Origin of the sequence: Herbaspirillum sp. SJZ107, from assembly GCF_006715485.1 — a bacterium.
Taxonomy (GTDB): Bacteria; Pseudomonadota; Gammaproteobacteria; order Burkholderiales; family Burkholderiaceae_D; genus Telluria.
In genome coordinates this window covers 93,958-116,981 of record NZ_VFNH01000006.1, presented here as the reverse complement: position 1 = coordinate 116,981, position 23,024 = coordinate 93,958, and the positions used below count along the sequence as shown (strand labels likewise).

Annotated in this window: 24 protein-coding genes, 2 pseudogenes and 1 riboswitch; of the genes and pseudogenes, 7 read left to right on the top strand and 19 right to left on the bottom strand. The window is 63.2% G+C overall.

Going from position 1 to position 23,024, the window contains the following annotated elements; translation table 11 throughout:
- The first annotated feature begins 1 nt into the window (after position 1).
- Positions 2-805, top strand: a complete 804-nt coding sequence (locus FBX97_RS28435; protein ID WP_141839175.1) for an IS5 family transposase — start codon at positions 2-4, stop codon at positions 803-805.
- Positions 763-945 (top strand): annotated as a pseudogene (locus tag FBX97_RS30325) (hypothetical protein); the annotation flags it as partial. The gene FBX97_RS28435 and the pseudogene FBX97_RS30325, both read left to right, overlap by 43 nt.
- A 100-nt stretch (positions 946-1,045) precedes the next feature.
- Here FBX97_RS30325 and FBX97_RS29785 read toward each other — a convergent pair.
- On the bottom strand, positions 1,046-1,351 hold the full coding sequence (locus tag FBX97_RS29785; protein WP_185748790.1) for a hypothetical protein: 306 nt from the start codon (positions 1,349-1,351) through the stop codon (positions 1,046-1,048).
- A 307-nt stretch (positions 1,352-1,658) separates the two neighbouring features.
- Here FBX97_RS29785 and FBX97_RS28425 point away from each other — a divergent pair.
- Positions 1,659-2,090 (top strand): annotated as a pseudogene (locus FBX97_RS28425) (NAD(P)H-dependent oxidoreductase); the annotation flags it as partial.
- A gap of 117 nt (positions 2,091-2,207) precedes the next feature.
- Here the strand turns inward: FBX97_RS28425 and FBX97_RS28420 are convergent.
- The 4 genes from FBX97_RS28420 to FBX97_RS28405 all read right to left on the bottom strand — a co-directional run bounded on the left by FBX97_RS28420 (position 2,208) and on the right by FBX97_RS28405 (position 6,320).
- Positions 2,208-3,158, bottom strand: coding sequence for a LysR family transcriptional regulator (locus FBX97_RS28420; RefSeq protein WP_141839173.1), 951 nt, complete (start codon positions 3,156-3,158; stop codon positions 2,208-2,210).
- A gap of 76 nt (positions 3,159-3,234) precedes the next feature.
- Complete coding sequence (locus FBX97_RS28415; RefSeq protein WP_141839171.1) at positions 3,235-3,879, bottom strand: c-type cytochrome; 645 nt, start codon at positions 3,877-3,879, stop codon at positions 3,235-3,237.
- A gap of 10 nt (positions 3,880-3,889) precedes the next feature.
- Positions 3,890-5,176, bottom strand: coding sequence for a molybdopterin-dependent oxidoreductase (locus FBX97_RS28410; RefSeq protein WP_141839169.1), 1,287 nt, complete (start codon positions 5,174-5,176; stop codon positions 3,890-3,892).
- A 163-nt stretch (positions 5,177-5,339) separates the two neighbouring features.
- On the bottom strand, positions 5,340-6,320 hold the full coding sequence (locus tag FBX97_RS28405) for a malate dehydrogenase (RefSeq protein ID WP_141839167.1): 981 nt from the start codon (positions 6,318-6,320) through the stop codon (positions 5,340-5,342).
- A 202-nt stretch (positions 6,321-6,522) separates the two neighbouring features.
- Here FBX97_RS28405 and FBX97_RS28400 point away from each other — a divergent pair, with 202 nt between their 5' ends.
- Positions 6,523-7,683 carry a TDT family transporter gene (locus tag FBX97_RS28400; protein WP_141839166.1) on the top strand — a complete coding sequence of 387 codons (1,161 nt, stop codon included), beginning with the start codon at positions 6,523-6,525 and terminating at the stop codon, positions 7,681-7,683.
- 2 nt (positions 7,684-7,685) lie between these two features.
- Here FBX97_RS28400 and FBX97_RS28395 read toward each other — a convergent pair whose 3' ends face one another.
- The 3 genes from FBX97_RS28395 to FBX97_RS28385 all read right to left on the bottom strand — a co-directional run bounded on the left by FBX97_RS28395 (position 7,686) and on the right by FBX97_RS28385 (position 10,172).
- A complete protein-coding gene (locus FBX97_RS28395; RefSeq protein ID WP_141839164.1) occupies positions 7,686-8,312 on the bottom strand; it encodes a uracil-DNA glycosylase in 627 nt (208 codons plus the stop codon).
- Positions 8,313-8,328: 16 nt separating this feature from the next.
- A complete protein-coding gene (locus FBX97_RS28390) occupies positions 8,329-9,054 on the bottom strand; it encodes a substrate-binding domain-containing protein (protein WP_229473719.1) in 726 nt (241 codons plus the stop codon).
- Between the two features lie 107 nt (positions 9,055-9,161).
- Positions 9,162-10,172: a YeiH family protein gene (locus FBX97_RS28385; RefSeq protein ID WP_141839160.1), complete on the bottom strand. Its 1,011-nt coding sequence runs from the start codon at positions 10,170-10,172 to the stop codon at positions 9,162-9,164.
- A gap of 102 nt (positions 10,173-10,274) precedes the next feature.
- Here FBX97_RS28385 and FBX97_RS28380 point away from each other — a divergent pair, with 102 nt between their 5' ends.
- On the top strand, positions 10,275-11,171 hold the full coding sequence (locus tag FBX97_RS28380) for a LysR family transcriptional regulator (RefSeq protein WP_141839158.1): 897 nt from the start codon (positions 10,275-10,277) through the stop codon (positions 11,169-11,171).
- Here the strand turns inward: FBX97_RS28380 and fetB are convergent.
- Positions 11,168-11,959: an iron export ABC transporter permease subunit FetB gene (fetB, locus tag FBX97_RS28375; RefSeq protein ID WP_141839156.1), complete on the bottom strand. Its 792-nt coding sequence runs from the start codon at positions 11,957-11,959 to the stop codon at positions 11,168-11,170. The two genes, FBX97_RS28380 and fetB, sit on opposite strands and share 4 nt — an antisense overlap.
- Positions 11,956-12,597: an ATP-binding cassette domain-containing protein gene (locus FBX97_RS28370; protein WP_229217788.1), complete on the bottom strand. Its 642-nt coding sequence runs from the start codon at positions 12,595-12,597 to the stop codon at positions 11,956-11,958. Before FBX97_RS28370 ends, fetB begins: the two co-directional genes overlap by 4 nt.
- A gap of 71 nt (positions 12,598-12,668) precedes the next feature.
- Between FBX97_RS28370 and crcB the strand changes: the two genes are divergently transcribed.
- A complete protein-coding gene (crcB, locus tag FBX97_RS28365) occupies positions 12,669-13,055 on the top strand; it encodes a fluoride efflux transporter CrcB (RefSeq protein WP_141839154.1) in 387 nt (128 codons plus the stop codon).
- Here crcB and FBX97_RS28360 read toward each other — a convergent pair.
- The 4 genes from FBX97_RS28360 to eno form a co-directional block, all read right to left on the bottom strand.
- The gene (locus tag FBX97_RS28360; protein WP_141839152.1) at positions 13,052-13,426 is read right to left on the bottom strand and encodes a DUF190 domain-containing protein; all 375 of its coding nucleotides are present in this window, start codon (positions 13,424-13,426) and stop codon (positions 13,052-13,054) included. The genes crcB and FBX97_RS28360 overlap by 4 nt on opposite strands.
- Before the next feature lie 8 nt (positions 13,427-13,434).
- Positions 13,435-14,751: a voltage-gated chloride channel family protein gene (locus tag FBX97_RS28355; RefSeq protein WP_141839151.1), complete on the bottom strand. Its 1,317-nt coding sequence runs from the start codon at positions 14,749-14,751 to the stop codon at positions 13,435-13,437.
- A 59-nt stretch (positions 14,752-14,810) separates the two neighbouring features.
- A riboswitch (Fluoride riboswitch) is annotated at positions 14,811-14,876 on the bottom strand.
- A gap of 128 nt (positions 14,877-15,004) precedes the next feature.
- The gene (locus FBX97_RS28350) at positions 15,005-15,631 is read right to left on the bottom strand and encodes a histidine phosphatase family protein (protein ID WP_141839150.1); all 627 of its coding nucleotides are present in this window, start codon (positions 15,629-15,631) and stop codon (positions 15,005-15,007) included.
- 20 nt (positions 15,632-15,651) lie between these two features.
- A complete protein-coding gene (gene eno / locus FBX97_RS28345; protein WP_141839149.1) occupies positions 15,652-16,938 on the bottom strand; it encodes a phosphopyruvate hydratase in 1,287 nt (428 codons plus the stop codon).
- A gap of 128 nt (positions 16,939-17,066) precedes the next feature.
- On the opposite strand from eno, the gene FBX97_RS28340 reads away from it, so the two are divergent.
- On the top strand, positions 17,067-17,789 hold the full coding sequence (locus FBX97_RS28340) for a 2,3-diphosphoglycerate-dependent phosphoglycerate mutase (RefSeq protein ID WP_141839148.1): 723 nt from the start codon (positions 17,067-17,069) through the stop codon (positions 17,787-17,789).
- 25 nt (positions 17,790-17,814) lie between these two features.
- Here the strand turns inward: FBX97_RS28340 and FBX97_RS28335 are convergent, their stop codons facing one another.
- The 5 genes from FBX97_RS28335 to FBX97_RS28315 are packed head-to-tail and all read right to left on the bottom strand — an operon-like array spanning position 17,815 to position 21,437.
- Positions 17,815-19,230: a cytochrome D1 domain-containing protein gene (locus FBX97_RS28335; protein WP_141839147.1), complete on the bottom strand. Its 1,416-nt coding sequence runs from the start codon at positions 19,228-19,230 to the stop codon at positions 17,815-17,817.
- Complete coding sequence (locus FBX97_RS28330) at positions 19,217-19,600, bottom strand: DUF305 domain-containing protein (RefSeq protein ID WP_370457380.1); 384 nt, start codon at positions 19,598-19,600, stop codon at positions 19,217-19,219. Before FBX97_RS28330 ends, FBX97_RS28335 begins: the two co-directional genes overlap by 14 nt.
- A gap of 56 nt (positions 19,601-19,656) precedes the next feature.
- Positions 19,657-20,478, bottom strand: coding sequence for an anti-sigma factor (locus FBX97_RS28325; protein ID WP_141839146.1), 822 nt, complete (start codon positions 20,476-20,478; stop codon positions 19,657-19,659).
- On the bottom strand, positions 20,475-20,993 hold the full coding sequence (locus FBX97_RS28320) for an RNA polymerase sigma factor (RefSeq protein ID WP_141839144.1): 519 nt from the start codon (positions 20,991-20,993) through the stop codon (positions 20,475-20,477). Before FBX97_RS28320 ends, FBX97_RS28325 begins: the two co-directional genes overlap by 4 nt.
- 12 nt (positions 20,994-21,005) lie before the next feature.
- Positions 21,006-21,437, bottom strand: a complete 432-nt coding sequence (locus tag FBX97_RS28315) for a nuclear transport factor 2 family protein (RefSeq protein WP_141839142.1) — start codon at positions 21,435-21,437, stop codon at positions 21,006-21,008.
- Positions 21,438-23,024 lie beyond the last annotated feature (1,587 nt).

The following is a 23,024-nucleotide window of genomic DNA, read 5'->3' as shown; positions in this document are numbered from 1 at the left end:
CATGGCAAAAGCACTTATTCCCGACGAGCTCTGGTCCGTTATTGCAGCTCATCTCCCGGAGCACCCACCGTCTCCAAAAGGTGGCCGACCACGTGTCGGTGACCGGGCGACACTGACCGGGATTATGTTCGTCCTCAGGACTGGAATACCATGGGAGTATCTGCCGCGTGAGCTTGGATGCGGTAGCGGAATGACTTGCTGGCGCCGTCTGCATGAATGGACTCAGGCTGGTGTCTGGCAGAATATTCACGAGGCGATACTGCGCCGGCTCCGCGAATACGACCAGATCGTGTGGGATCGAGCCTGCATTGATGCCGCCAGCGTACCTTCGCCGAGGGGCGGCGAGCATACCGGACGGAACCCAACTGATCGGGGCAAGCTTGGCTGCAAACACCACATCCTGGTCGATCAACGTGGTTTGCCGTTGGTAGCCCAGATCTCAGGTGCGCAAGTTCACGATTCCCGGCTGCTCATACCGATCGTCGAGGCAATCCCGGCCATCAAGGGACTGGCAGGCCGCGCTCGCAAACGTCCAAGGAAACTGTATGCCGACCGTGCTTATGCGTCACGAGCGCACCGCGACTGGCTGCGTCGGCGAGGTATTGCTGCACGCATCGCGAGGTACGGCGTGGAGTCACGCGAACGGCTTGGCCGTTGGCGTTGGGTCGTTGAACGGACCCTTGGGTGGCTTCACCGGTTTCGCAGATTGCGAATCCGCTACGAGCGCCGCGCGGACATTCATCAGGCCTTTCTCTTGTTGGCCTGCTCGCTCATCTGCTGGCGGTACGTCGACCGGTATTGTTAGAGATACTTAGGCAATTGCGCTTGCGTGGGCCCAGCGGCGCCCATGATGAGTTCCTGCTGGCGGCCACCGTGCAAAATCTTCGTCGAATGGCTAAAAACCTGATGCCGGCACCGCGAAACGATAATCTAGTGATGAGTTAGCAAAATCAGGATGGGCCAGCCGCTCGTCCTTCCTGTACAGTTACTTCATCAAGGACTGCTGGATGCCCAAGAGTTTTTCAACACAATAGACCCAAAGCAGTCATTCATTAGTCGGCTTTAAAGACCTATCAACCTGAATCTGCTCAAGGTAACGAGCCAAGCCCTTATAAAGACTGCTGTCTTCGATTGAAAATACATCACTTAAACCGGGCTCGCTAATCCGTGCAGCGTTGTAAATGAGCTGCCCAAGCCGCAGATCGGGCTCAAGTGTCCATACTTCGCGCAGCAGTTTGAGTACCTCGTCAATTCGGGCAGGATCGCGCATCGTGGGCATTCCGGTAGGCGTTAAAGGTCCAGTGACCGCTTCTGGCCGAACTCGGCCGTCCAATGCTTCAATGTATGCCATACGTTGTCTGCGAAGCAACTGCCTAGAGAAACGAAACATCCGCTTCACCACAGATGACTTATCCCCACGGCATCGCACTTGAAACCGTGACGTGTCATGCAAAATCAGGCTCCCGGCCTGGGTGTACCTGGCTCGGGTTGTGTGGCGGTCTCTGCCCGCGAGCGCGGGTGTTGGGGCGACCGGGCAGCCGAGTTCACCGGCTCGAGAGTCGTCCGATGAAGTAAAAGTGAAACTTCTTATGAAGTAAAAGTGAAACTCGCCGGAGAAATGAAGTAAAAGTGGAACTTCTCCGCCGACTTAGCCCTCATGGTCGGAAAGCCAGGTGTGGTGTAGTCCTGAGCGTCATGGCGCGATTACCGCGGTGATGAAGAACCAGATCGACTGGATTCCGCTGGAGATGGGCGCGATCAGGCCGAGCCAGGGACGCACGCTGGCAGTTATGCAGGTATGCGGCGGCTCACAGTCCTTCAATGTGGTGAATACCCTGCGCCTGCTGGGACGCTGGATGCGTATGTTCACGATCCCGAACCAGTCCTCGGTGCCAATGGCCTACAAGAAGTTCGACGACGCTGGCCGCATGCGCCCGTCCGCCTACTATGACCGCGTGGTCGACGTGATGGAAGAGCTGTTCAAGATAACGCTGCTGATGCGTGTGCGGACGGACTACCTGACGAACCGGTACAGCGAACGTAATGAAAAAGCGCTGAAAGCCATCAACCGTCAGATCCAGAAAATATGAGGCGACTGCGGGAGGATGCGTATTTCGACGACAATTACCTGAAGTTCATCTGGGAGCGATAGCAGAGGTCGATACCGCGTAAGTCATCCTCTTTTCGATCTGGCTCGAGGTGCAGCGTCAACCATATTCATGGGCCTGGCCCGCAAGCTTGCGCCGCACCCGCCTGCTTGCCGTCGTGCGGCACAAAGCCAGGAAGCCCAGGAGTCTGGTCGACAGCACCTTGTTCCTGTGGTGAATGATGAAGAAGTTGCGCTTGAGGGCGGGCAGCGAGGTTCGTACCACTACCAGCCGACCGCTCGCGAGGAAATCCTCGACCACGAGCCGGGACAGGCAGGCCAGCCCCAGTCCATGCGCGGCCGCATGCTTGATCGCCTCCGCGTTGCTGAATTCGCCTGCCGAGCGCAAGCTGTGCAGGTGAGGGACGAGCGCCTGCTCGACCGCCTCACGGGTTCCCGAACCGGGTTCGCGTAGTAGCCAGCCGGCGTTGCGCAAGGCCTGCAAGGACACGGTCCCGTCGCTGGCGGCACCGTCGGTAAGCAGCGGGTGGCCGGCGGCGGCAACCACCACAAGGTCGTCTGCTATCCACGGTTCGACCTGTAGCTGCAGGTCATGACATGGCCCTTCCACCAAGCCGAGATCCAGCTCGAAATTCGCGACCGCCGTTGCGATGTCGGACGTATTTGCAATGGTGACGCGAGGCGGGCCCTGGGGCGACGCGGCGAATGCCTCCGCCAGTATCGCCGGCAACAGGTAGATGCCGATCGTCGTGCTGGCTCCGAGATGCAGGCCGAGGCCTGTCAAGCTGTTCTGCTCGGCGAACTGGCGTTCGATCGTCGTCGCTGCGTCCAGCATCTGGCGCGCCTGGGGCAGCAACAGGCGGCCGTTGTCGTTGATGAGCAGGCGCTTGCCGACCCGGTCGAACAGCTGGACGTCGAGCATCGCCTCGAGCTCGTTGAGGGCTGCACTGGTCGCGGATTGCGACAAGGCCACCTGGTGAGACGCTGCCGTGGTGCTGCCCGATCCTGCGATGGCGAGGAAGATCTGAAGCTGGCGAAGGGAGAGGCGCATCGTTGGCGGGCGTCGAGTTGTGCTGACGCCCAATTATATTGAAACCACGCCGCTTGCCAAAACGCTGCGCATTTCCCTATTGCTTCAGAACGAAATCGGCCAGCGCACGCAATTCCTCGGGCTTGAGCTGGGGGAAGGGCGGCATCGCCGCCTGTCCCCATTTGCCCGAACTGCCGCCATGGATGCTTTTTTCAAGGAGGGCTTGCGCCCCGGGATTGCCGCGGTATTTTGCGGCCACCTCATGGTAAGCCGGTCCGACGATCTTCTTGTCGATTGCATGGCAGGCCAGACAGTTGTTGGAAGCGAGCAGCGCTTGTACGTCGAGCCCCTTTCCCGCCGCCGGCTTCGTAGCGCCCGATGCCCACGCGAGCCTGAGTTCTGCCGGCAAATCGGCTTCCTTCGCGCTGCCATAGGTCACCGCGAGATAGGCGCCGATGACCTTGACGTCGTCATCGGTGAGCGGGGCGCCATACATGTGCTGCATCTTGCCGACTTCGCCGGTCCATTGGACTAGGGTCATGCCTGGCGGCTGGTACTTGATGTAATCGGCGGAATGACAGGTAGCGCATTTCTGCGTGGCGATGACATAGCCGGGCAGGCGCGACGACTTGAGCTGCGCTGTCTCGGCAGGAAGCTTGAGTGTATGAACTTCGGCGTACGCCGGCGCGGCCATGCCTGCAACGAGCAGGAAAACAGGCAAGAAGGATTCGATTCGTTTCATGGGCGCCTCCTCAGGCGATGGTCACGGGGTAGGATTCGATCACATGGCGGCGATAGCCCCCCGGGTTCCAGGTCGGGTCCGCCGGCTGCACTTCGCCGGCACGGTTGGTGGCCCTTACCATCAGGACAGTCTGGCCGCGTGCGGCGAAGCTTACCGGCAGGCGCCACTCGCGGAACGAATAACGCCCGAGGTCGGCGCCGAGTTCCGCCGCCCGCCAGGTCTTGCCGCCATCGATCGAAACATCCACGGCCTTGATGCCCGCGCCGCCGTCGAAAGCGATACCCTTGAGCTGGACCGTACGGCCGGCGGGCAGCACGCCGCCGCTGGTGACGCTGGTGATAAAACTGCGCACCGGCAGGGTCGAGATCGGCCTGGTCCTGGACGGCGTGGTGCCGGGTGCCACGCACAGGCAGTCATTGTCTGGCACGCGATAGGCCGTCGTCATGAACAAGGCATCGTGGCCTTCGAAAGGCTTGTCGAGCACCTCGATTTCGGACAAGTGCTTGACCCAGTAAGTGCCGAAATAGCCGGGAACGATCAGCTTCAGAGGATAGCCGTTCAGGTAAGGGATGTCCTGGCCGTTCATGCTCCAGGCCAGGAGTACGTCGTGGCCAAGCGCGTGTTCGATGTCCAGCGTTTTCCTGAAATCGGAGGTCGACGGCAGCACAGGCTGGTCCAGGCCGTTGAACATCACCTGTCGTGCATTGGCGCCGACGCCGGCCTTTTCCAGCACTGTCTTGAGCGGCACCCCGACCCAGCGCGCATTGCCCATGGCGCCGTTTGCCAACTGGGCACCGAAGACGCGCGGCGACGAGAACCCGCGGCTGTTGCCGGAGCACTGGTTGACAGCCACGACTTCGACAGGCTCTCCCAGCGCCTTGAGTTCGGAAAGCGACAAGCTCAGGCTGCGCTTTACCGCACCCTTGACCTCGAGCCGGTAGGTCTCAGGATCGATCGACATCGGCAGGTTCGCCAGATGGTAGCGCACGAAGAACGCGTCATTGGGCGTGATCGCCCCGTTGTTGAAGACCTCGAACGGTGTTTCGAGGTGCGGCGGACGGGTCGTGACGCGGATCAAGGGACGCTTTTGCGGATAACTGACCAGTTCGCGCGGGCCATCGGCAAACGAGACCCCGTCGTCCTTGGCGATGGCGGCAAGGCTGGCGCCCGGGGCGGCGGCCAACCCAGCGGCAATGAAACCAGTGTGCCGAATGAAACGGCGGCGTCCCTCGAAAGGGCGCGCGCTATCGTGGGGACCTGCAGGTTTGGCGGTGTCGTCGCCTGATCTTCTTGTCATGGCTGTTGTCTCCTGTGATTGACCGGGCGCCGGGTTCCCGGCGTGATGGTCAGCCTAATATACGTCGCATTATTATTTCTACAAAATTGCTGGATAAATTAAAAGTCGGAATTCAACCTGATATTTTGGTAAATTCCGTACCGAGGATGACAATTTACGGAGGTCAGTCCAGCAGATGCCGAATGGCGTCGCGCTCCTGCACCAATTCATCGACTGCCGCCTGCAGTTTTTCGCGCGCGAAGGTATTGATGTCCAGGCCACGGATCCGATTTGCCTGGCGCCCGTCGCAGACGACCGGCACGCCGAAGAAGATGCCTTCCGGGATGCCATACCCGCCGTCCGACGGCAGCGCCATCGAGACCCAGCGCCCGCCGCTGCCCCTCACCCAATCGCGTACGTGGTCGATCGCGGCATTGGCCGCCGATGCAGCGGACGACTGGCCGCGTGCTTCGATGATGGCTGTGCCGCGCTGGGCCACCGTCGGGATGAACACTTCTCGGTTCCAGCGCTCGTCGCGCAGCGCGAACGAGGCAGATTGGCCATCGACGAGGGCGAAGCGGTAATCGGCATACATGGTGGGCGAGTGGTTGCCCCAGACTATCAATTGCGAAATACTGTCGACACTCTTGTCCAGATGTAGCGCCAGCATGGCCTGGGCGCGGTTGTGGTCAAGCCGGATCATCGCGCTGAAGCAGGATGGATCGAGGTCCGGCGCCGCGTGCATGGCGATCAGTGCATTCGTGTTGGCAGGATTGCCGACGACAAGTACCTTGACTTCACGCTTGGCGACCGCGTTCAGGGCGCGTCCCTGCTTGGCGAAGATCCCTGCATTGGCGGCAAGCAAATCCTTGCGTTCCATACCTTTGCTGCGCGGCTGTGCGCCGACAAGAATGGCGATGTCGGCGTCGCGGAAGGCGACTTCCGGATTGTCGGTCACCAGGACTTCCTGCAGCAGTGGAAACGCGCAGTCTTGCAACTCCATGTCGATACCACGCATGGCGCCCAGGGCATGTGGCAGGTCGAGCAACTGGAGAATGACAGGCTGATCGGGGCCGAGCAGGTCACCGTTGGCGATACGGAAAAGCAAGGCATAGCCGATCTGGCCTGCGGCGCCGGTAACTGCAATGCGAGTCGGGGTTTTCATGTGCGCTCCAATAGTGTTGAGTGAAAGTTACAACTTCAGTGTATTGAGCCGGGAACTAGCTGTAAAACGAATAAAATGAGTATTATCAAGCTAAATATCAGCTTGATTTTCTTGCTGTCCGTCGTGTTTCATGAATTAGGCATTTCGATTTAAGCTACGGTTGCCAGCGCATGCTGCGCGCTATATTCAAAATTGGAGAGCCATGTCTTTCAGCGAAATCATCGCCACCTCGTCGGGTCTCAAGCCTTTAAGGCAATTGAGCAGTCCGATTGAAGCAATCAGGCAATTCACACCGAATTGGTTCGCCGTGACGATGGGTACCGGTATTCTCGCGCTCGCGCTCGCACAATTCCCTTATGCCGTTTTCGGGCTGCATCAGCTTGCCGAAGGCCTTTGGCTGCTCAACATCCTGCTGTTCGTCGTGTTCGCCGCGATGTACGGCGCGCGCTGGCTGTTGTTCTTCGACGAGGCAAAGCAAATCTTCGGGCACGCGACGGTATCGATGTTCTTCGGCACCATCCCGATGGGTCTGGCGACGATCATCAACGGTTTCCTGGGGTTCGGCGTGGCGCGCTGGGGGCAGGCCGCGGTCGCGGTAGCGCAATGCCTGTGGTGGATCGACGTCGCCATGGCGCTGGCCTGCGGCGTACTGATTCCGTACCTGATGTTCACCCGCCAGCAACACAGCATCGACCAGATGACTGCGGTGTGGCTGCTGCCCGTGGTCGCAGCCGAAGTGGCGGCCGCCAGCGCGGGCCTGCTCGTGCCGCACCTGCAGGACAGCGCGGCGCGCTTCACGGTGCTCCTTACGGGTTATGTGCTCTGGGCTTATTCGGTGCCCGTTGCACTCAGCATCCTCGCGATCCTGCTGCTGCGCATGGCGCTGCACAAGCTGCCGCACGAAAGCATGGCGGCATCGAGCTGGCTGGCCCTGGGCCCGGTGGGTACAGGCTCCCTGGGCATGCTGGTGCTCGGTGCGGATGCGCCTGCGACGTTCGCCCTGTTCGGCATGGAAGAGGTCGGCCGGGTCGCATACGGCCTGGGGGTCGTGAGCGCACTGCTCCTGTGGGGGCTGGGCCTGTGGTGGATGCTGCTCGCGACACTGATCACCTGCCGCTATTTCCGGAGCGCGGTACCCTTCAACCTTGGCTGGTGGGGGTATACATTTCCGCTCGGCGTATTTGCCGTGACCACGCTGCGGCTTGCCAATGTATTCGATTCGCTGTTCTTCGACATCGCCGGCGCGCTGCTCGTAGCGGTGCTGGCCATGCTGTGGCTGGTGGTCGCGTGGCGCACGGCGAATGGCGCCTACCAGGGCAAGCTGTTCGTCTCGCCTTGTATTGCTTCGCTGCAGCGCCCGTGAGCTTAGGTGGTACGGCGCCAGGCGCCGGCAACCCCGCGCGCCTGCGCCAGCGTGTCCACGATCTGCCGCGCTACGTGAGGGCCGGCGCAGACAGCGAGCGGACTCGGATGTGGCATCGACAGCACCTGGATATCGGGCCGGCTGGCGCGGATGGACGCTTCGGCGCGCCTGGCCGTGCGTCCCGCGCACACCACGACGCGCAGCTCCGGCAAGAATCCGAGGACGTCGTCGAGCAGCGCGATGCCGGCGCGGATGTCGCCGGCGCGCAGCTGCATCGGTGGGCCATCGACCGGCGGCAGCCAGGGAACCGTGTTCCAGATCACCGTCTCTTCGCGCGCCACGCAGGCCTGCGCCAGGAAGAGCTTGAGGTTGCGCTGCGCCGGACCGGGATTGTCGCGCGACACGAAACGCGGCCGCATCGCCTGGCGCGCCGGCGCTTCCAGCAGGACCAGGATGCGGGCGAAGGTGCCGCCATCGCGCGGATCGAACCACGGCATCTCGCGCATGCCGCCGGCGTGGCTTTCGACCCAGCGGTTGAGCGCAGCCACTGGCGCGGTATGGCGTTCGCGGTAGCGGCGCGTAACTTCCTCCGGGTCGTCGAGATTGCGTTCCTGCGCTTGCCCGGTCATGGCAGGACGCGCGCCGTCATTTTTGCCATCCCCATTTGGTGAAAATCGCGCTGCCCTGCGGCGACTGCAGGAAATCGACGAACTGCTTCGCAGCCGGGTTGCCGCTGCCGTGCTCGGTCAGGGCGACGCCGGCATCGCGGTAGATCGCGTAATCCGGTTCGATCGACACGACGTCGGCGAGTTTGGGGTTGGAGACCTGCCAGATGTTCCAGATCAGCCATGCATCGATGTCGCTGCGGCTGGTCCAGGTGTCGCGCGCGATCGCGCTGTTGGCAGCATAGCTGGCGATGTTCGTGCGGATCTTGCGCACTGTATCGAGATTGCCTTTCCTACCCGCCATGTCCTCCCAAACGCCATTCTGGCCAGCCCCGTTGACGACCAGGATGCGCACGCCGGGTTTGACGAGGTCGGCGACGCCATGGATATGCTTCGGGTTGCCCGGACGAACCAGGATCGACAGCGGACGCAGGTAGAGCGGCGTGATGCTGGCTTCCTGGATGCGGCCGCCCATCGCAACGGTGAAGTCCGTCATCATGGTTTCCGAGCCGCTGTAGATCACGTCGGCATCCTGCTTCGCGCGTTCGATCCAGCCCGGTGTCGGGCCCGCCGTCACTGTCACCTTGATGCCGTGCTCCTGCTCGAAGGCGGCAGCCGCTTCCTTCATCGCCGGCGCGGGACCGCCGGGGCCGTACACCAGTACCGGCTGTGCGGCACAGGCGATGCCTGTCATGAGCGCGAACATCGCGCCTGCAGCGAGTCGGCGAGCGGTGTTATGACAGAGATATGATTTCATTGGATTTTTCCTTTTTTTAGTTGGCATAAATATAAGTCGGGAAGAGGGCGCTGTGCCTATACACCCAGCAACTTGATCAGAGCAAAGCTGACCACGCCCAATCCTGCGAGTGAGCCGATTACCACCGAGGCCACCTTGGCGCCGGCACGCAGTACGGCGCGGGCATCGACGCCCAGTCCGAGGGCCGCCATCGACATGATGGTCAGGAAGTTCGCCGCGTCGTGGGCAGGCGCCAGTGCAGCCTGCGGAATCCAGCCCATCGAACGCAGCACCAGAAGCAGCAGGAAACCGACGATGAACCACGGCACGAGGTGCGACAGCGCAGGGCGTGCCCGGCCGCTACCGCGTCCGAACATCGACAAGACCAGCACGACCGGACCCAGCATCAACACGCGCACCAGTTTCACCAGGGTGCCGATGTGGACGCTCGCGGCCGATACCGATGCGGTCGCCGCCAGCACTTGCGGCACCGCATAGACGGTCAAGCCGGCGAACACGCCATACTGCACCGGGGTGAACGACAGCAGTCCTACCAGCAGCGGCAGGCCCAATACGACGCCCACGCCAAGCACGGCGGTGAAGGCGATCGAGGCGGCGACGTCCTTGCCGTCGGCATCGATCACCGGCGCCACTGCAGCGATCGCGGAATTGCCGCAAATCGAATTGCCGCATGCGATGAGGATCGCCATCTTCTGCGGCAGGCCCGCGCTGCGCCCAATGAAATAGCTGAACACGATCGCAACCACGACCACCGCCGCGATACCGCCGATGAGGCCGAGGCCGTTGGCCAGCAGCGCACCGGCACTGACCGAAGCGCCCAGCAGCACGACCGCGATCTCGAGCAGCAGTTTGGCGCCGACATGGATGCCTGGATCGAAGCGCGGGTCGAGGCGGTGCAGGGTGCGGATACCGGTGCCGATGAGAATGGCCAGCACCAGGCTTTCGAGCCAAGCGCGGCCGAACACGTGGGTTTCGGCCACTTCGAGCAGATAGGCAGCTGCCGTCACCGCAGCACAAAGCAACAGGCCGGGAACGGCGGCGGACAAATTGTTCACTTGATTCTTCATTATTTTTCTCATATTCATATACGTCGATGTAATAAGTATCGCTGTACTGAATTGTTTGGTCTATTTTAAAATTACGAACATATCTTTCTAAAATATTGAACGATGACATTGGATCAGTTGCGTATATTCGTCGAGGTCGCCGAACGCCAGCACCTTACCCAGGCCGCCGCCGTTCTCTTCCTGACCCCTTCGGCGGTCAGCACTTCCATCAAGTCGCTGGAAGAGCGATACGGAACGGCGCTGTTTCACCGTGTCGGCCGGCGCATCGAAATCAGCGACGCGGGACGAATTTTTCTCGTCGAAGCACGCCGCGCGCTCGCGAGCGCCCAGGCAGCCGAGGCGGCGCTGGCCGATTTGGGCGAGCTCAGACGCGGGTCGCTAACGATCCACGCCAGCCAGACCATCGCCAGCTATTGGCTGCCGGCCTTGCTGGTACGCTTCCGCCAAGCATGGCCGGGAATCGATTTGCACATGGAAGCGGGCAATACCGAGAGCGTCGCCGAGGCCGTGCTGCAAGGCGGCGCCGATCTCGGTTTTGTGGAGGGAAACATAGAACCGACCGGCCTGGAGGAGGAGACTGTCGGCGAAGACAATATGGTGGTTGTGGTTGCGTCCGATCATCCCTGGGCCGACGGCAGGACGCTGACGGCCAGAGAACTGGAAGCTGGACAATGGATTTTGCGTGAAGCCGGTTCGGGCACGCGGTCCGCTTTGGAGACCGGACTCGCCGCGCTCGACGTGGCGGTCGTCAATCTGCAGATCGCACTCGAACTTCCCTCAAATGAGGCGGTGCGCAGTGCGGTCATGGCGGGACCGTTTGCCACCGCGATGTCGGAACTGGTCGTGGCGCCGCATGTGCAGGCCGGCTTGCTGGCACGGGCGCACTGCGCGCTCCCGGCGCGCAGCTTCTCGATGCTGCGCCACGCCCAGCGGCATCGCAGCCGCGCCGTCGCCGCCTTCGAAGACATGGTGCGGACCAGGAAGCGGCCGGATAACTAAGCCAAGAGGTCCAGCCGCAGCCTGTCGCGGTCGTCGCCAAGTGCGCGGCTGGCCAGCCAGACCACGCCGCCGGCGGCCAGTCCGCTGCTCCCGGCCAGCAGGAACAGCAACAGGATCTGGTATTCGACGGCGCCGAGCGGATCCATGCCGGCGAGGAGCTGGCCGGTCATGATGCCCGGCAGCGTGATGATACCCGCCGCGGACATCTGGTTGATGACCGGGATGAGGCCTTTACGCACCGCATCGCGCATCAGCGGCGCAAGCGCTGTGCGCAAGGATGCACCCAGGGCCAAACGGGCTTCGATCTGATTGCGCGACACAACCACGCCGCCGAGGAAAGCGTCGAGGGCCAGACTTGCCGAATTTAGCACGCTGCCCAGCACGATGCCCATCAACGGGATGGCATAGCGCGGGTCGTGCCAGGGCGTGGGGCGGATGGCCGTCATCAGGGCCAGCACCACCGTGGCCAGGCTCGACAGCGCTACCACTGCGCCCGCGATACGGTAGTTGCCCCAGCCGGCCAGGCGCTGCGTCGGCCTCGTTGCGACTTCGCGCGCGGCAGCGGCGATCATGAGGCAGGCGATGGCCAGCGTCAGCGCCGGCGCGTCGGAACGGAATACGATGCGCAGCACGAGGCCGACGAGCAGCAACTGCAGCACCATCCTCAGACTGGCGACAAGCAAGGGCCGATGCAGGCGCAGGCCGAAGGCGATCGAAACCGCCGCATCGAATACGACCAGACTGGCCGCGAGCGCCATGTCCGACGCCGACAGTGCAATCTGGCTCATGCCACCTCGAGCCGGCCGCTCGCCATACGCAGGCACCGCTGCCCGAGGCGCTCGGCCTGTTCTTCTGAATGCGTCACGACCAACACCGACGTGCCTCGTTCGAGTTCCGAACGCAGTAGGGCTTCGAGAGCTGCGGTCGAGGCGGCGTCGAGCGCCGAAGCGGGCTCGTCTAGCAGGAGGACACGGGGCCGGCAAGCCAGGGAACGGATGAGCGCGAGGCGCTGGCGTTCGCCGGTCGACAGCAGCTCCAGGTCGGTATCAAGCGCAGCGGCCCGCAGTTTCAGCGCATCGGCCAGTGCCTGCGCCCGCTTCTGCTCCGATGCCGGAAGGTGCGCGCGCGCGGTCGCGTCCCACCAGGCCGGCTCGGCTGCTTGATAGACTACCATCGAACGCCATGCCGGCGCCGTCCAGCTTGCGCGCTGTGCGCCGTCCAGCAGCACCGTGCCCTCGTTGGGAATCAGGTCCGCGATCATGCGCAGCAACACGCTCTTGCCGGAACCGGATTCACCGACGATGGCGATGCATTCGCCTCGCCCCAGGTCCAGGTCGACCGGGCCGGCATGTGCCGAGCATAGCGCACGCAGTGCAAGACGAACGGATGGATCGAAACGAGCAAGGGAATGGAAAGACATGGGCATGGAGTATAGCCGGGTGCGGCTGCCCATAGTGCCGTGTTAAGGTGGCAAGGTACATTACAAATGGGACATCGATGGAGTTTTCTTCCGTATTCGCAGTCGCCACCGGCGCTGCGCTGGGAGCGCTCGTGCGCTGGTGGACGAGCGTGGCTTTGAATTCGCTGTTTCCGGAGATTCCACCCGGTACTCTGCTTGTCAATCTGGTGGGCGCATACATCATCGGGGTGGCGATACCTTGGCTAACCGAAACGCCGTCGCTCGCGCCCGAGATCCGGTTGTTCGTCGTCACCGGCTTCCTTGGCGGCTTGACGACCATGTCGAGTTTCGCCGGCGAGGCGGTGATCCTGCTGCGCGCCGGCCGCTTGGCCATGGCAGCCGGTGCAGTGCTGCTGCACGTTGCCGGTTCGCTTGTCATGTGCACGCTCGGCATGGGGACGGCCGCATTACTGATGCGCCGCTAACCGGCGCTTGCGTGCGTCGCCTTGCCCTCGGTTGCGAGCGGCAGCTCGCATCGCAACAGCACGGCCTGCACCGCGTGCAGTTGCGCATGGTGTTCGAAAAGGAACGCGCGAAGCGCTTCTTCCGTATCGACCAGTTCGACGCATTGCGGGTGGCGCCCTGCCGTTCCTTCCACGTGGGCGTGGGATGGCTTCTCACCCGGCAGGTAGCCGCTGCCGACATGGAACAGCAACGCCTGGCGGATGCCGGCGCGGCGTGCCTGCGTCAGCAGTTGGTGGGCGAGCTGCGGGGGACTGAGATGGTGCCACAGACGGGTGGCGCGGGCACGGGCCGACATCGGGATGTACAGGCGCAGGACGGCAAAATCGTTCATCGTGTGGCTCACTGTTCAGGACGCTGCGCTGCCGGCCTCGCGCGTTCGCGCGCACGGTAGGCATGGAGTTCGGACAGACGCAGGTCCTCGGGAAGCGCGCGCCGGTGCTTGGCCCGGCCGATGCGCTGGGCGCGGTAGATGCCGGTGTGCCCCGAGAACAGGTAGCTGACGACGCAGGCGAGCGCTGCGTACGGCGCGATCTCGCCGCCGAACAGTTCGATGGCCATGACGGTAGACGCCAGCGGCACGTTGGCGGCGCCGGCGAACACGGCGACGAAGCCGAGCGCGGCCAGTAGCGGGAAAGGCAGGTGCAGCAACGGCGCCAGGGCGTTGCCGAGCGTGGCGCCGATATAGAACAGCGGCGTCACTTCGCCGCCTTTGAAGCCACTGCCGAGTGAGACGACGGTAAACGCCAGTTTGCCGATCGAGTCTTCGAATCCCAGCGGCTGCTGGAACGCCTGGACGATGACCGGAATGCCGAGACCGATATAGCGCTGTGTCCCGCTCAGCCAGACCGCCAGGGCGACGATTGCGCCGCCCAGCAGGGGGCGTGCCGGACCGTACGGCACATGGCGCTTGGCCGTGTCGCTCAACGTGTGCGTCAGCGTCGCGAAGAGCATGCCTGCCATGCCGAACGCGATGCCGGCGACGACGACCGCAACCAGGCCGGTCGTACCGACAGCCGGTACCGCGCCGAGCACATAATGTGTGTGGTGGATACCCCACCATAGTCCCACGCGGTCGGCGACGATGGCGGCGACGATGCAGGGCAGGATCGCGTCGTAGCGCATGCGGCCGATCGCCAGTACTTCCAGGCCGAAGATCGCGCCCGCCACGGGCGTGCCGAACACGGATGAGAAGCCGGCGCTCATGCCGGCCATGACGAGTACCCGGCGTGTATCGCGGTCCAGACGCAACATGTGGGCGATTTGGTCGGCCAGCGTGGCGCCCATCTGCACCGCCGTGCCTTCGCGACCTACCGATGCGCCGAACAGGTGCGACAGCACGGTACCGCCAAGGACCAGCGGCGCCATCCGCAGCGGGATCGTTTTCTTCGGGTCGTGGATCTCGTCGATGATCAGGTTGTTGCCGGCCTCGACATCCTTTCCGAGGCGATGATAGATCCACCCCACGGCGAACCCGGCCAGGGGGAGCAGCCAGATGATCTGCGGTGACGCGACACGGATTTGGGTGACGCGCTCGAGTGCAAACAGGAAGAATGCGGACGCGGAGCCGGCGAGTGCGGCCGCGATGACGGAAAGCAGCAGCCACTTCGCCATGTAATGCAAAAGCTCGACTTGTTCGGGTGTGTGATCAGGTTTCATCGGTCCAGTGAGTGAGCCCAGCTGGTCCGGATCGAGGCATGCGCCTACCTTCCCGGCCGGGAAAGGTAGGCATCATCAGCTCGGGATTGAGCGGTTACGGGAGGAATGCCATCTCCAATTAAAGTCAATCATAGCAAGGTTTGCTTGTTCCGCCAAATCATCGCGCGGCGTCCTGAGCGCAGGCGACGCCGAATTCGACCTTTTAACCTGCTGTAAAAACTTCGATCCACTCGTCTTCCCGCCATTTCCTTGTTTAAACGCCAATCAGGTGACCGGTTTCGTTAATGCGTTGGATGACGAACGAATCGTCCTCGAACGTGCATTCATTCACGCAGCAAGGCGTCTGCCGGAGTTGCCAATAATGACTGAGAGAAAGCCCAAGGCAATGCAACAACAGCACACGGTTGACGCTGTCGTGCCCGACCAGGACGACGGTCTGGCCGGCGTGTTTCAAAAGCACGAAATGGAGGACACTCATGACGCGTACCAACACCTGTGCGAGCGTCTCGCCGCCGGGTATCAAGGCCATGTCGGGTTTCGAAAACCACATCCGTGCCGGCCCGGGCCACAAGGACTCGACACGATCGTGCGTCAAACCTTGCCACTGGCCGTAGTCGATGTCGGCGAGCTCGCCGAGAACGCTTGCAGGCGCGCCGGTTGCGCGCTCGATCGCCGTGCCCGTATCGATGCAACGGGATAAATTGCTGGTGTAAATGGCATCCGGCTGCCAGCCACGCGCCACGCGCCGTCCCAGCGCCTCCGCTTGGCGCCGTCCGAGTTCGGAGAGCGGGAATTCGGCGCATCCACGAAATCGCGGCGGATCGATGCCATCGACGTGGCCATGACGAACGACGACGATGCGTGTAACCAGGCGCGTCATCGGGCTAAGCTGTTTTCAACCTACCCGCGCACGAACGCATCGCGGCCGGCGTAAGAGGCATCTCGACCCATCGCTTCTTCGATGCGCATCAGCTGGTTGTATTTTTCCACGCGCTCGCCGCGCGCAGGTGCCCCGGTCTTGAGGTGTCCTGTACCGAATCCGACCGTCATATCGGCAATGAAGCTGTCGACCGTTTCGCCGCTGCGATGGGAGACCATGGCGCCCCAACCGGCACGGTAGGCCAGTTCGACTGCGGCGCGCGTTTCGGTGAGGGTGCCGATCTGGTTCGGTTTGATCAAAACGGCATTGGCGACGTCTTCCTGAATTCCGCGTTCGATGCGTTTGACGTTGGTCACGAACAGATCGTCGCCAACCAGTTCGACCTTTTTGCCCAGCCGTTTGTTCATCATGCGCCAGCCGGCCCAGTCGTCCTCCGCCAATCCGTCTTCCAGCACGGCGATCGGATAGCGTTCGATCCATCCCTCGTACAGGTCGACCAGCCCGGCCGCATCGACCTTACGGCCCTCGCTGCGAAGGTGGTACAGGCCGTCCTCGTAAAAGCCGGACGACGCCGGATCGAGCGCCAGCACGATGTCGTCACCGGGTCGATAGCCTGCCTTTTCGATCGCTTCGAGGATTAATTCGACGGCCTCGGCGTTGCGCTTAAGGATAGGCGCGAAGCCGCCCTCATCCCCGACCGCCGTGTTGTAACCACGCTCCTTGAGGATGGTGCGCAGGCGATGGTAGATCTCGGCGCCGTAGCGTACGCCCTCGGCGAACGTGGGGGCGCCGACGGGGGCGATCATGAATTCCTGAAAATCGGTCGCTTGCCAATTGGCGTGTACCCCGCCGTTGAGGATGTTGAACATCGGTACCGGCATGCGTGGAGCGTGCGACGCGGACAGGGTACTGAACAAGGGCAAGCCCGCCGCCGCGGCGGCAGCGCGCGCCACAGCCAGACTCACGCCCAGAACGGCGTTCGCCCCCATCCTGCTTTTGTTCGGCGTACCGTCCAGCGCAATGAGAAGGGCATCGATGCCTTTCTGGTCGGTCGCGTCCTTGCCGGCAACGGCGGTGGCGATCTCGCCATTGACGTGGGCGACGGCATTCTTCACGCCCTTTCCGTCGTAGCGGCGCGGCTCGGCGTCACGCAGTTCGACGGCTTCATGAATGCCGGTCGAAGCGCCCGAAGGCACGGCGGCGCGACCGACGACGCCGCATACCAGGCGCACGTCGACTTCAACCGTCGGGTTGCCGCGCGAGTCGAGGATCTCGCGCGCATGGATGTCTTGAATGGCAGGATTCATAAGAATTTCCAGGGTGAAAGCCGGCATCGAACGCGTGCCCGGATAAGTTTGCGGTTACTCTATCCCAGTTCGTCCGGGGGTTGCGCGCGACCCGGCCGGGACGCAGCCGATCCGAGGAGTGAGGCGCCATGCACCGACTGATTTTGATCCGCCACGGCGAGTCCGCCTATAACGCCGATAACCGCTTCACGGGGTGGACCGATGTCGACCTCACGCCGCTCGGCATGGCGCAGGCGCGGGCGGTGGGCGCGACGCTGCGCGCGGCGGGCGTGGCGATCGACGTCGCGTTCACATCGATGCTCAAGCGCACCATCCGCTCGCAATGGATCATCTGCGAAGCAATGGACCGCATGTGGCTGCCGATTGTGCCGGACCCGCGCTTGAACGAACGCCATTACGGTGCCCTGACGGGGCTGAACAAGGCGACGGCCGAACGGGAATACGGCGCGGCGCAGGTCGCCGCCTGGCGCCGCTCGTTTGCCGTGGCGCCTCCGCCGATGGCGCTGCAAGATGCGCGCGCGTATGCGGATGATCCGCGTAACCGCGGTGCCCGGGCAGGCGAGATCGTGCTGAGCGAAAGTCTGGAAGATGTGGTTCGGCGCGTGCGGCCGTTTTGGGAAGAGCTGGCGGCGCCGGCGCTGCGCGAGCGACGGGGCGTCGTCATCCAGGCGCACGGCAACACCATCCGCGCGCTGATCAAGCATCTGGAAGGAATGAGCGACGACGACATCGCCACGCTCGACGTGCCGAACGCCACGCCGGTCGTCTACGAGTTCGACGCGGATATGCACGTGCGCCGTCGGTACGACATGCCGGCCGTGAGCGACGAAGGCCGGCACTCGCTGTTCTGATCGGGCCGGCGGCCGAGCCGTGTTTCTAGCGCACGCTTGCCAGGACGGCTTTGGCCGGGTCGGCCGGCGCATCGCCTTCCATCACCAGGATGCGGCTGGCGCCGGGATCCTTGGCCGACAGGGCGCTCGCAACCTCGCGCATCGGGCCGATGGCGGTGCCGTTTGCCATGCCCTTCGGATTGGTCTTGAAGCGCGCCACCGGCATCGCCTGACCGCTCGCGTATACCGAATACACGGTGTCCGGCTTCAGGGAAAACAACGACACCTCCAGCGCATCGGTCAGCCCCAGGTTGCGCGCCACCACGAAGCCGGTGGCGCCGCCGCCGGCCGGGCGCAGTGCGATGTTGACGGGCTCGGCGTTGGCGCGCGGCACCAGGTTGGTCGTGCCGGCGCCGGCCGGCACCGCGTGCGAGACGTAGACCAGCGCCTGCGGCGCCTGGCCCACCGGCGCGTGCGCCACCACCTTGTTGGCGGCGGTGTCGATGACGTCCACGCCGTCGCCGTTTTCCAGGCCGACGTAGACGCGGCTGTCGTCGTCGGAACGCCAGACGCCGTGCGGCAGGGCGCCGGTGGGAATGGTCGCCACCAGCGCCGGCGCGTCGCCGGTGCTGTACACCTTGACCACGTTCTCGCCGCCGACCGTCACATAGGCGCGCACGCCGGCCGGGGTGCGCGCGAACGCCAGGTGGTTCGTGATCAGGCCGGTGTCGATCACGCCCTTCACCGATTGCGTCGCGACGTCGATTCGGGTGACCTTGCCCACGTCCTTGTGCGTCATCCACACTTCCTTGAAGTCCGGCGAGAATTGCAGGAAGGGCGAGAACGGGCTGGTCACGGGGATGTGCTTGACGACCTGGTGCGATTTGACGTCGACGACATCGACCACCGGGTTGAAGCTCGAGACGACGAAGGCCAGCCTGCCGTCCGGGTGGAACATCACCATGCCAGGCCCGCCGGTGGTCTGGATGCGACGCGTTTCCTTGAAGGTGGCCGGGTCGATGACGGAAATATAGTCTTCGCCTCGCACCACCACCCAGACCTCGCGTCCGTCCGCCGTGAAGAAGCCTTCGTGCGGCGAGCGGCCGATGTAGGTGACGCCCTTGACCTTGTTCGTGGCGGTGTCGATGAAGGTGACGGAATTGGAACCGTTGGCGATCGCGATCAGCGTCTTGTGGTCCGGCGAGAAGCCCAGGCCGTGCACGTTGACCTCGCCCTTGTACAGCGGCGAGAGCACGTCCGGGCGCAGGTTGCCCAGACGGATCTGGCCCAGCAGGGTGTTGGTGGACGGGTCGATCACCGAGACCGTGTTGCTGTTCTGGTCGGCGGTGTAGACGCGGTCCTGGGCGCTTGGGAGGGCGTGGGCGGGGGTGAGGGCGCCGGCCAGTACGATGGCGAGTGCGGCGGCACGGATGGTGGTGCCGGCAAATTTAGTGCGTTGCATGGACTTCCTTATCGGTATGGGTGGTCGTGCCGGCGTCGTGGCGTTGCAGCCAGGCCCGCATGACATTGATTTCATTTTGTTGCTCAGCGATGATGCCTTGCGCCAGGTTGCGCAATTCCGGATCGGTGCCGTGCACCAGGATGGCCTTGGCCATGTCGATCGCGCCCTGGTGATGCGGGATCATCATCGTGACGAAGTCGTGGCCAGGGTCCCCGTTCATCGGCGCACGGCGCATGTCGTCGTCCATCACGGCCATGGCGTCGTCGGCCAGGGCCGCGTACGGCTTGGCGCTGCTGGCGACGAAGGCGGGCGGGGCGGCGCTTGCGATCGTGCTCGCATGCGCGTGCATGTGTGCGGGCATGAACGGCATGTCCTGGGCGGCGCAGGCGCCGGCCCACAGGCAGGCGGCAAGCAAATACATCGGTTTCAAACGGGTCCCTCCAGTTGTTCGTAGACGGCGGTCGCGACGCGCGCGAGTTCGCCCTTGTCGATGCCGGCCGACAGCGCATAGCCGAATTTGCCGTCGATCCAGTAAAACACGTTGACCGGGCCTTCCTTGGCGAACCGGAAGCCCGTGTCCTTGTTCTGCGCCTGCTCGGTCGAGACGTACAACGTCAGGCGCTGGCCGGCGCCGTCGTGGTACATGAATTGCGCCACCGGCCCGCTGGCGCCGGGCAGCAGGCGCCCCCCGATCAGTTCGTAGCCGAGCTTGCCGAGGTGCGGTGGATGGATTTTGCTGCCCAGGCGCTTGGACAGCCATGCCACCAGCTGGTCTTCCTGGTCGGCGCCGACTTCCACCGGGCGCCGCACGTCCGGGCTGTAGACCACGTGGGCGATGGCAGCCTGGTGTGCCAGGCCCGAGAATGCCGGCTGGGGGAAGGGCGCGCCCGCCTCGATCGACGCCAGACGATGATCGCGTTCGGCGGCGCCGCGCAGGCTCCAGCCGCCGCCGCCGCCGAGCAGCGCCAGCGCCAGGCCGGCGGCCAGCGCCTGCCAGGGCCAATGCCGTACGTCGCGCAGGCCGGGGCGGGCGCGCAGCGGCGCGGCCAGGCGCGCCGGCAGCGGTTCGTCGAGCACGGGGTCGAACAGCGCGTGCAGCGCGTCGTTCTGACCGATCCACGCCCGCACGCGCGCGGCGTCGTCCGGGCGCGCGGCCAAGTAGGCGTCGACCTCGGCACGCCGGGCCGGCGCCAGGCGACCGTCGGCGTAGGCGTGCAGATCGGCTTCGGTGATCGGTAGGATGCTCATTTCACGACTCTCAATGGAACGACGGGCGCGCGGCCGTCCATCAACGCGCGCAATTTCTCGCGCGCGCGAGACAGGCGCGACATCACGGTGCCGACCGGGACGCCGAGCAGGCGCGCCACGTCTTCGTAGCGCATGTCCTCGAGCCCGACCAGCAGCAGGATTTCGCGCTGCTCTTCGGGCAGCAGGCGCAGCGCGGCGTCCAGGTCGCGCAGTTCGAGGCCGGCGCTCACGTGTTCCTGCGCGGCCGGCAACGGCGTGTCGTCGTCCAGCGGTTCGGTGTCCAGGGCGCCGCGCCGGGCCTGGTCGACGCGCAGGTTGTGCATGATCGAGAACAGCCAGGCGCGCATATCGCTGCCGCGCCGCCAGCCGGACAGGGCGGTCCAGCCGCGTTCGACCGTATCCTGCACCAGGTCGTCGGCGGCGGCGCGATCGCCGACCAACGCGCGGGCATAGCGCCGCAGGCGCGGCAGGCAGGCCAGCAGGTGGTCGGCGGGATCGTCCGGCACGAAGGACATCGGCGCGCCGGCTCAGTAGCCGCCGGCCGCCAGTTTAGGGTCGACCTGCCAGGTTTCGTTCACCAGCTTGCCGTCGCGGTAGGTCAGTACGTATCGCACCTTGACTTGGACCTTGGCGTCGAATTGCACGGCAGCCGTCACGGTAGCGCCTTTCGGATTAGCCGACTCGCTCGCGTTCAGGACGGTAACGCGCGCAGGGCCGGCGGCGGCATTGAATTTGTCCCATACCGCGCCGATGGATGCAGTCCCGTCGTAGCTGCCGTCGAGCGGCCCGCCCACCCAGATCAGCCGCGCGTTGTCGGCATAATCGCGCAGGATGGCAGCGCGGTCCGCGGCGCCGATTGCGGTGAAATGCGCTTGCGCGGCGTCCAGCGCCGGGCCGGCCATGGCATGTGCGGCGGTGCCTGTACAGGCGATTGCGAAGATGATGTGCTTGATGGTCATATGGGCTTCCAGTCAGAATATCGCTAAAAAAGGCCGCGAGAAACATGTTCTCGTATGGATAAACGAGTCCGGTCGTGTTTTTATTCCGTTCTCGCGCAACTTTTTTTCGTATATTGCCGATGCAGGCGTGGAACGAAGCAGCTTAGCTCACGCTCTGCGCTGGCGTGCGCCGATGCAGCGTCCGGCTGACGCGATAGCCGATAATTTCATCTTGATCCTCGTGCCGATCTGTTTACGATGCCGCTGCGATTAGGGACCTGCTCATAATCGATACCTTCATCACGGACAAGACCGGCATGCTCACCGTGGGCAGCCCAACGTCTCATTCGGGTATGGCTGCCCCCGATGGCAGCGCGCAGGACGTACCGCGCATCGCGGCCAGCGTTACCGGAATAGCGAGCATCCGCTGGCCCACGCGATCGTCGTCGCGACATGAAAACGTGGCTCGACGCTGTAAAAGCCGGCTCGCTTTGAATCATCCAGCGGCGATGGCGCGCGGATTTGTGGAAGACAGCTGTAAGGGCCGGCTATCCAGCGTGAATCAGCGACGACTACTCGGACGCTTCACATCTGTTCGCCGGGAGGCGACGTTGACGCTAGCCAAGCGGCGAGTACGACAAACGCCAGCAGTACGACAGCTTCTACCCAAAGAATACGCTTGGAACGCGCTGGGAACCAGGAGCGCTGCACGGTAGCGCACCACCCCGGCGCGCAACCCGAGGATGGCGCCCAGCGCCGCCGCCATCCCTACGGCCATCAGCCTGATCGGGCCGGATTGTGCGACGCTTATGTAGCTTCCGAACACGAGCAATGGAACTGCAAATATGCCTCCGCCGGCGCCTATGAGCGACAGGATCATGCCGACTGCCAGGCCGAGCGACAACGGAATCAACATAATGACGCCTCAGGCCGCGCGCAGCCTGGAATATTTATATAAATAAATAGATTGTTTGTGCTTGAAGAGGATGAGAACGACAGGAAGGCCATCGGACGGCGCCGTCAACCACCGCGCCGCTCGTGATCCCTAAGCCCGGCGCAATCAAGTGCTGATGCTCTGCATTCATTTCGTCCAAGTGCCTTGACACGAGCCGCGCTCCGTCGCCGGCAATGGAGATGTGGATGCCACGTCGAAAACGCGCCAGTTCCATGTCCTTACTAAGGCCGATCAGCGAAAGGCTGGGTGGATGAACGGGGAGGGGGCACTTCGGGCGTCATTCGGGACGAAGAATGACAGGTTATGCCGTAAAGCCTCTTTCGATCGGCTTTCAAGGGGGGGCCGGCTTGTCGAGTGAAAGTTGTCGCAGCTTTAGCCGGCATTACGGAAGAGTGACGAGACCGCGTAAGACAGGCGCCCCAAATATCTGACATTATAGAAGTAATGACATATGTAACATGCGATGCATCAGCATCTTAACGTATTCCTTAATATTATCCACTTCGAACTTGACACTCTCAAATCGACAATATTTTTGGTAATGTCGAGTTTGCTGCGTAGTCGTATGAGACATGGGTTGGACGCATTTCAGGTATCACGAACCGTCATTGGACAGTCCTTGTGCGATGCAGCATGATGCTTATGTCTCCTCT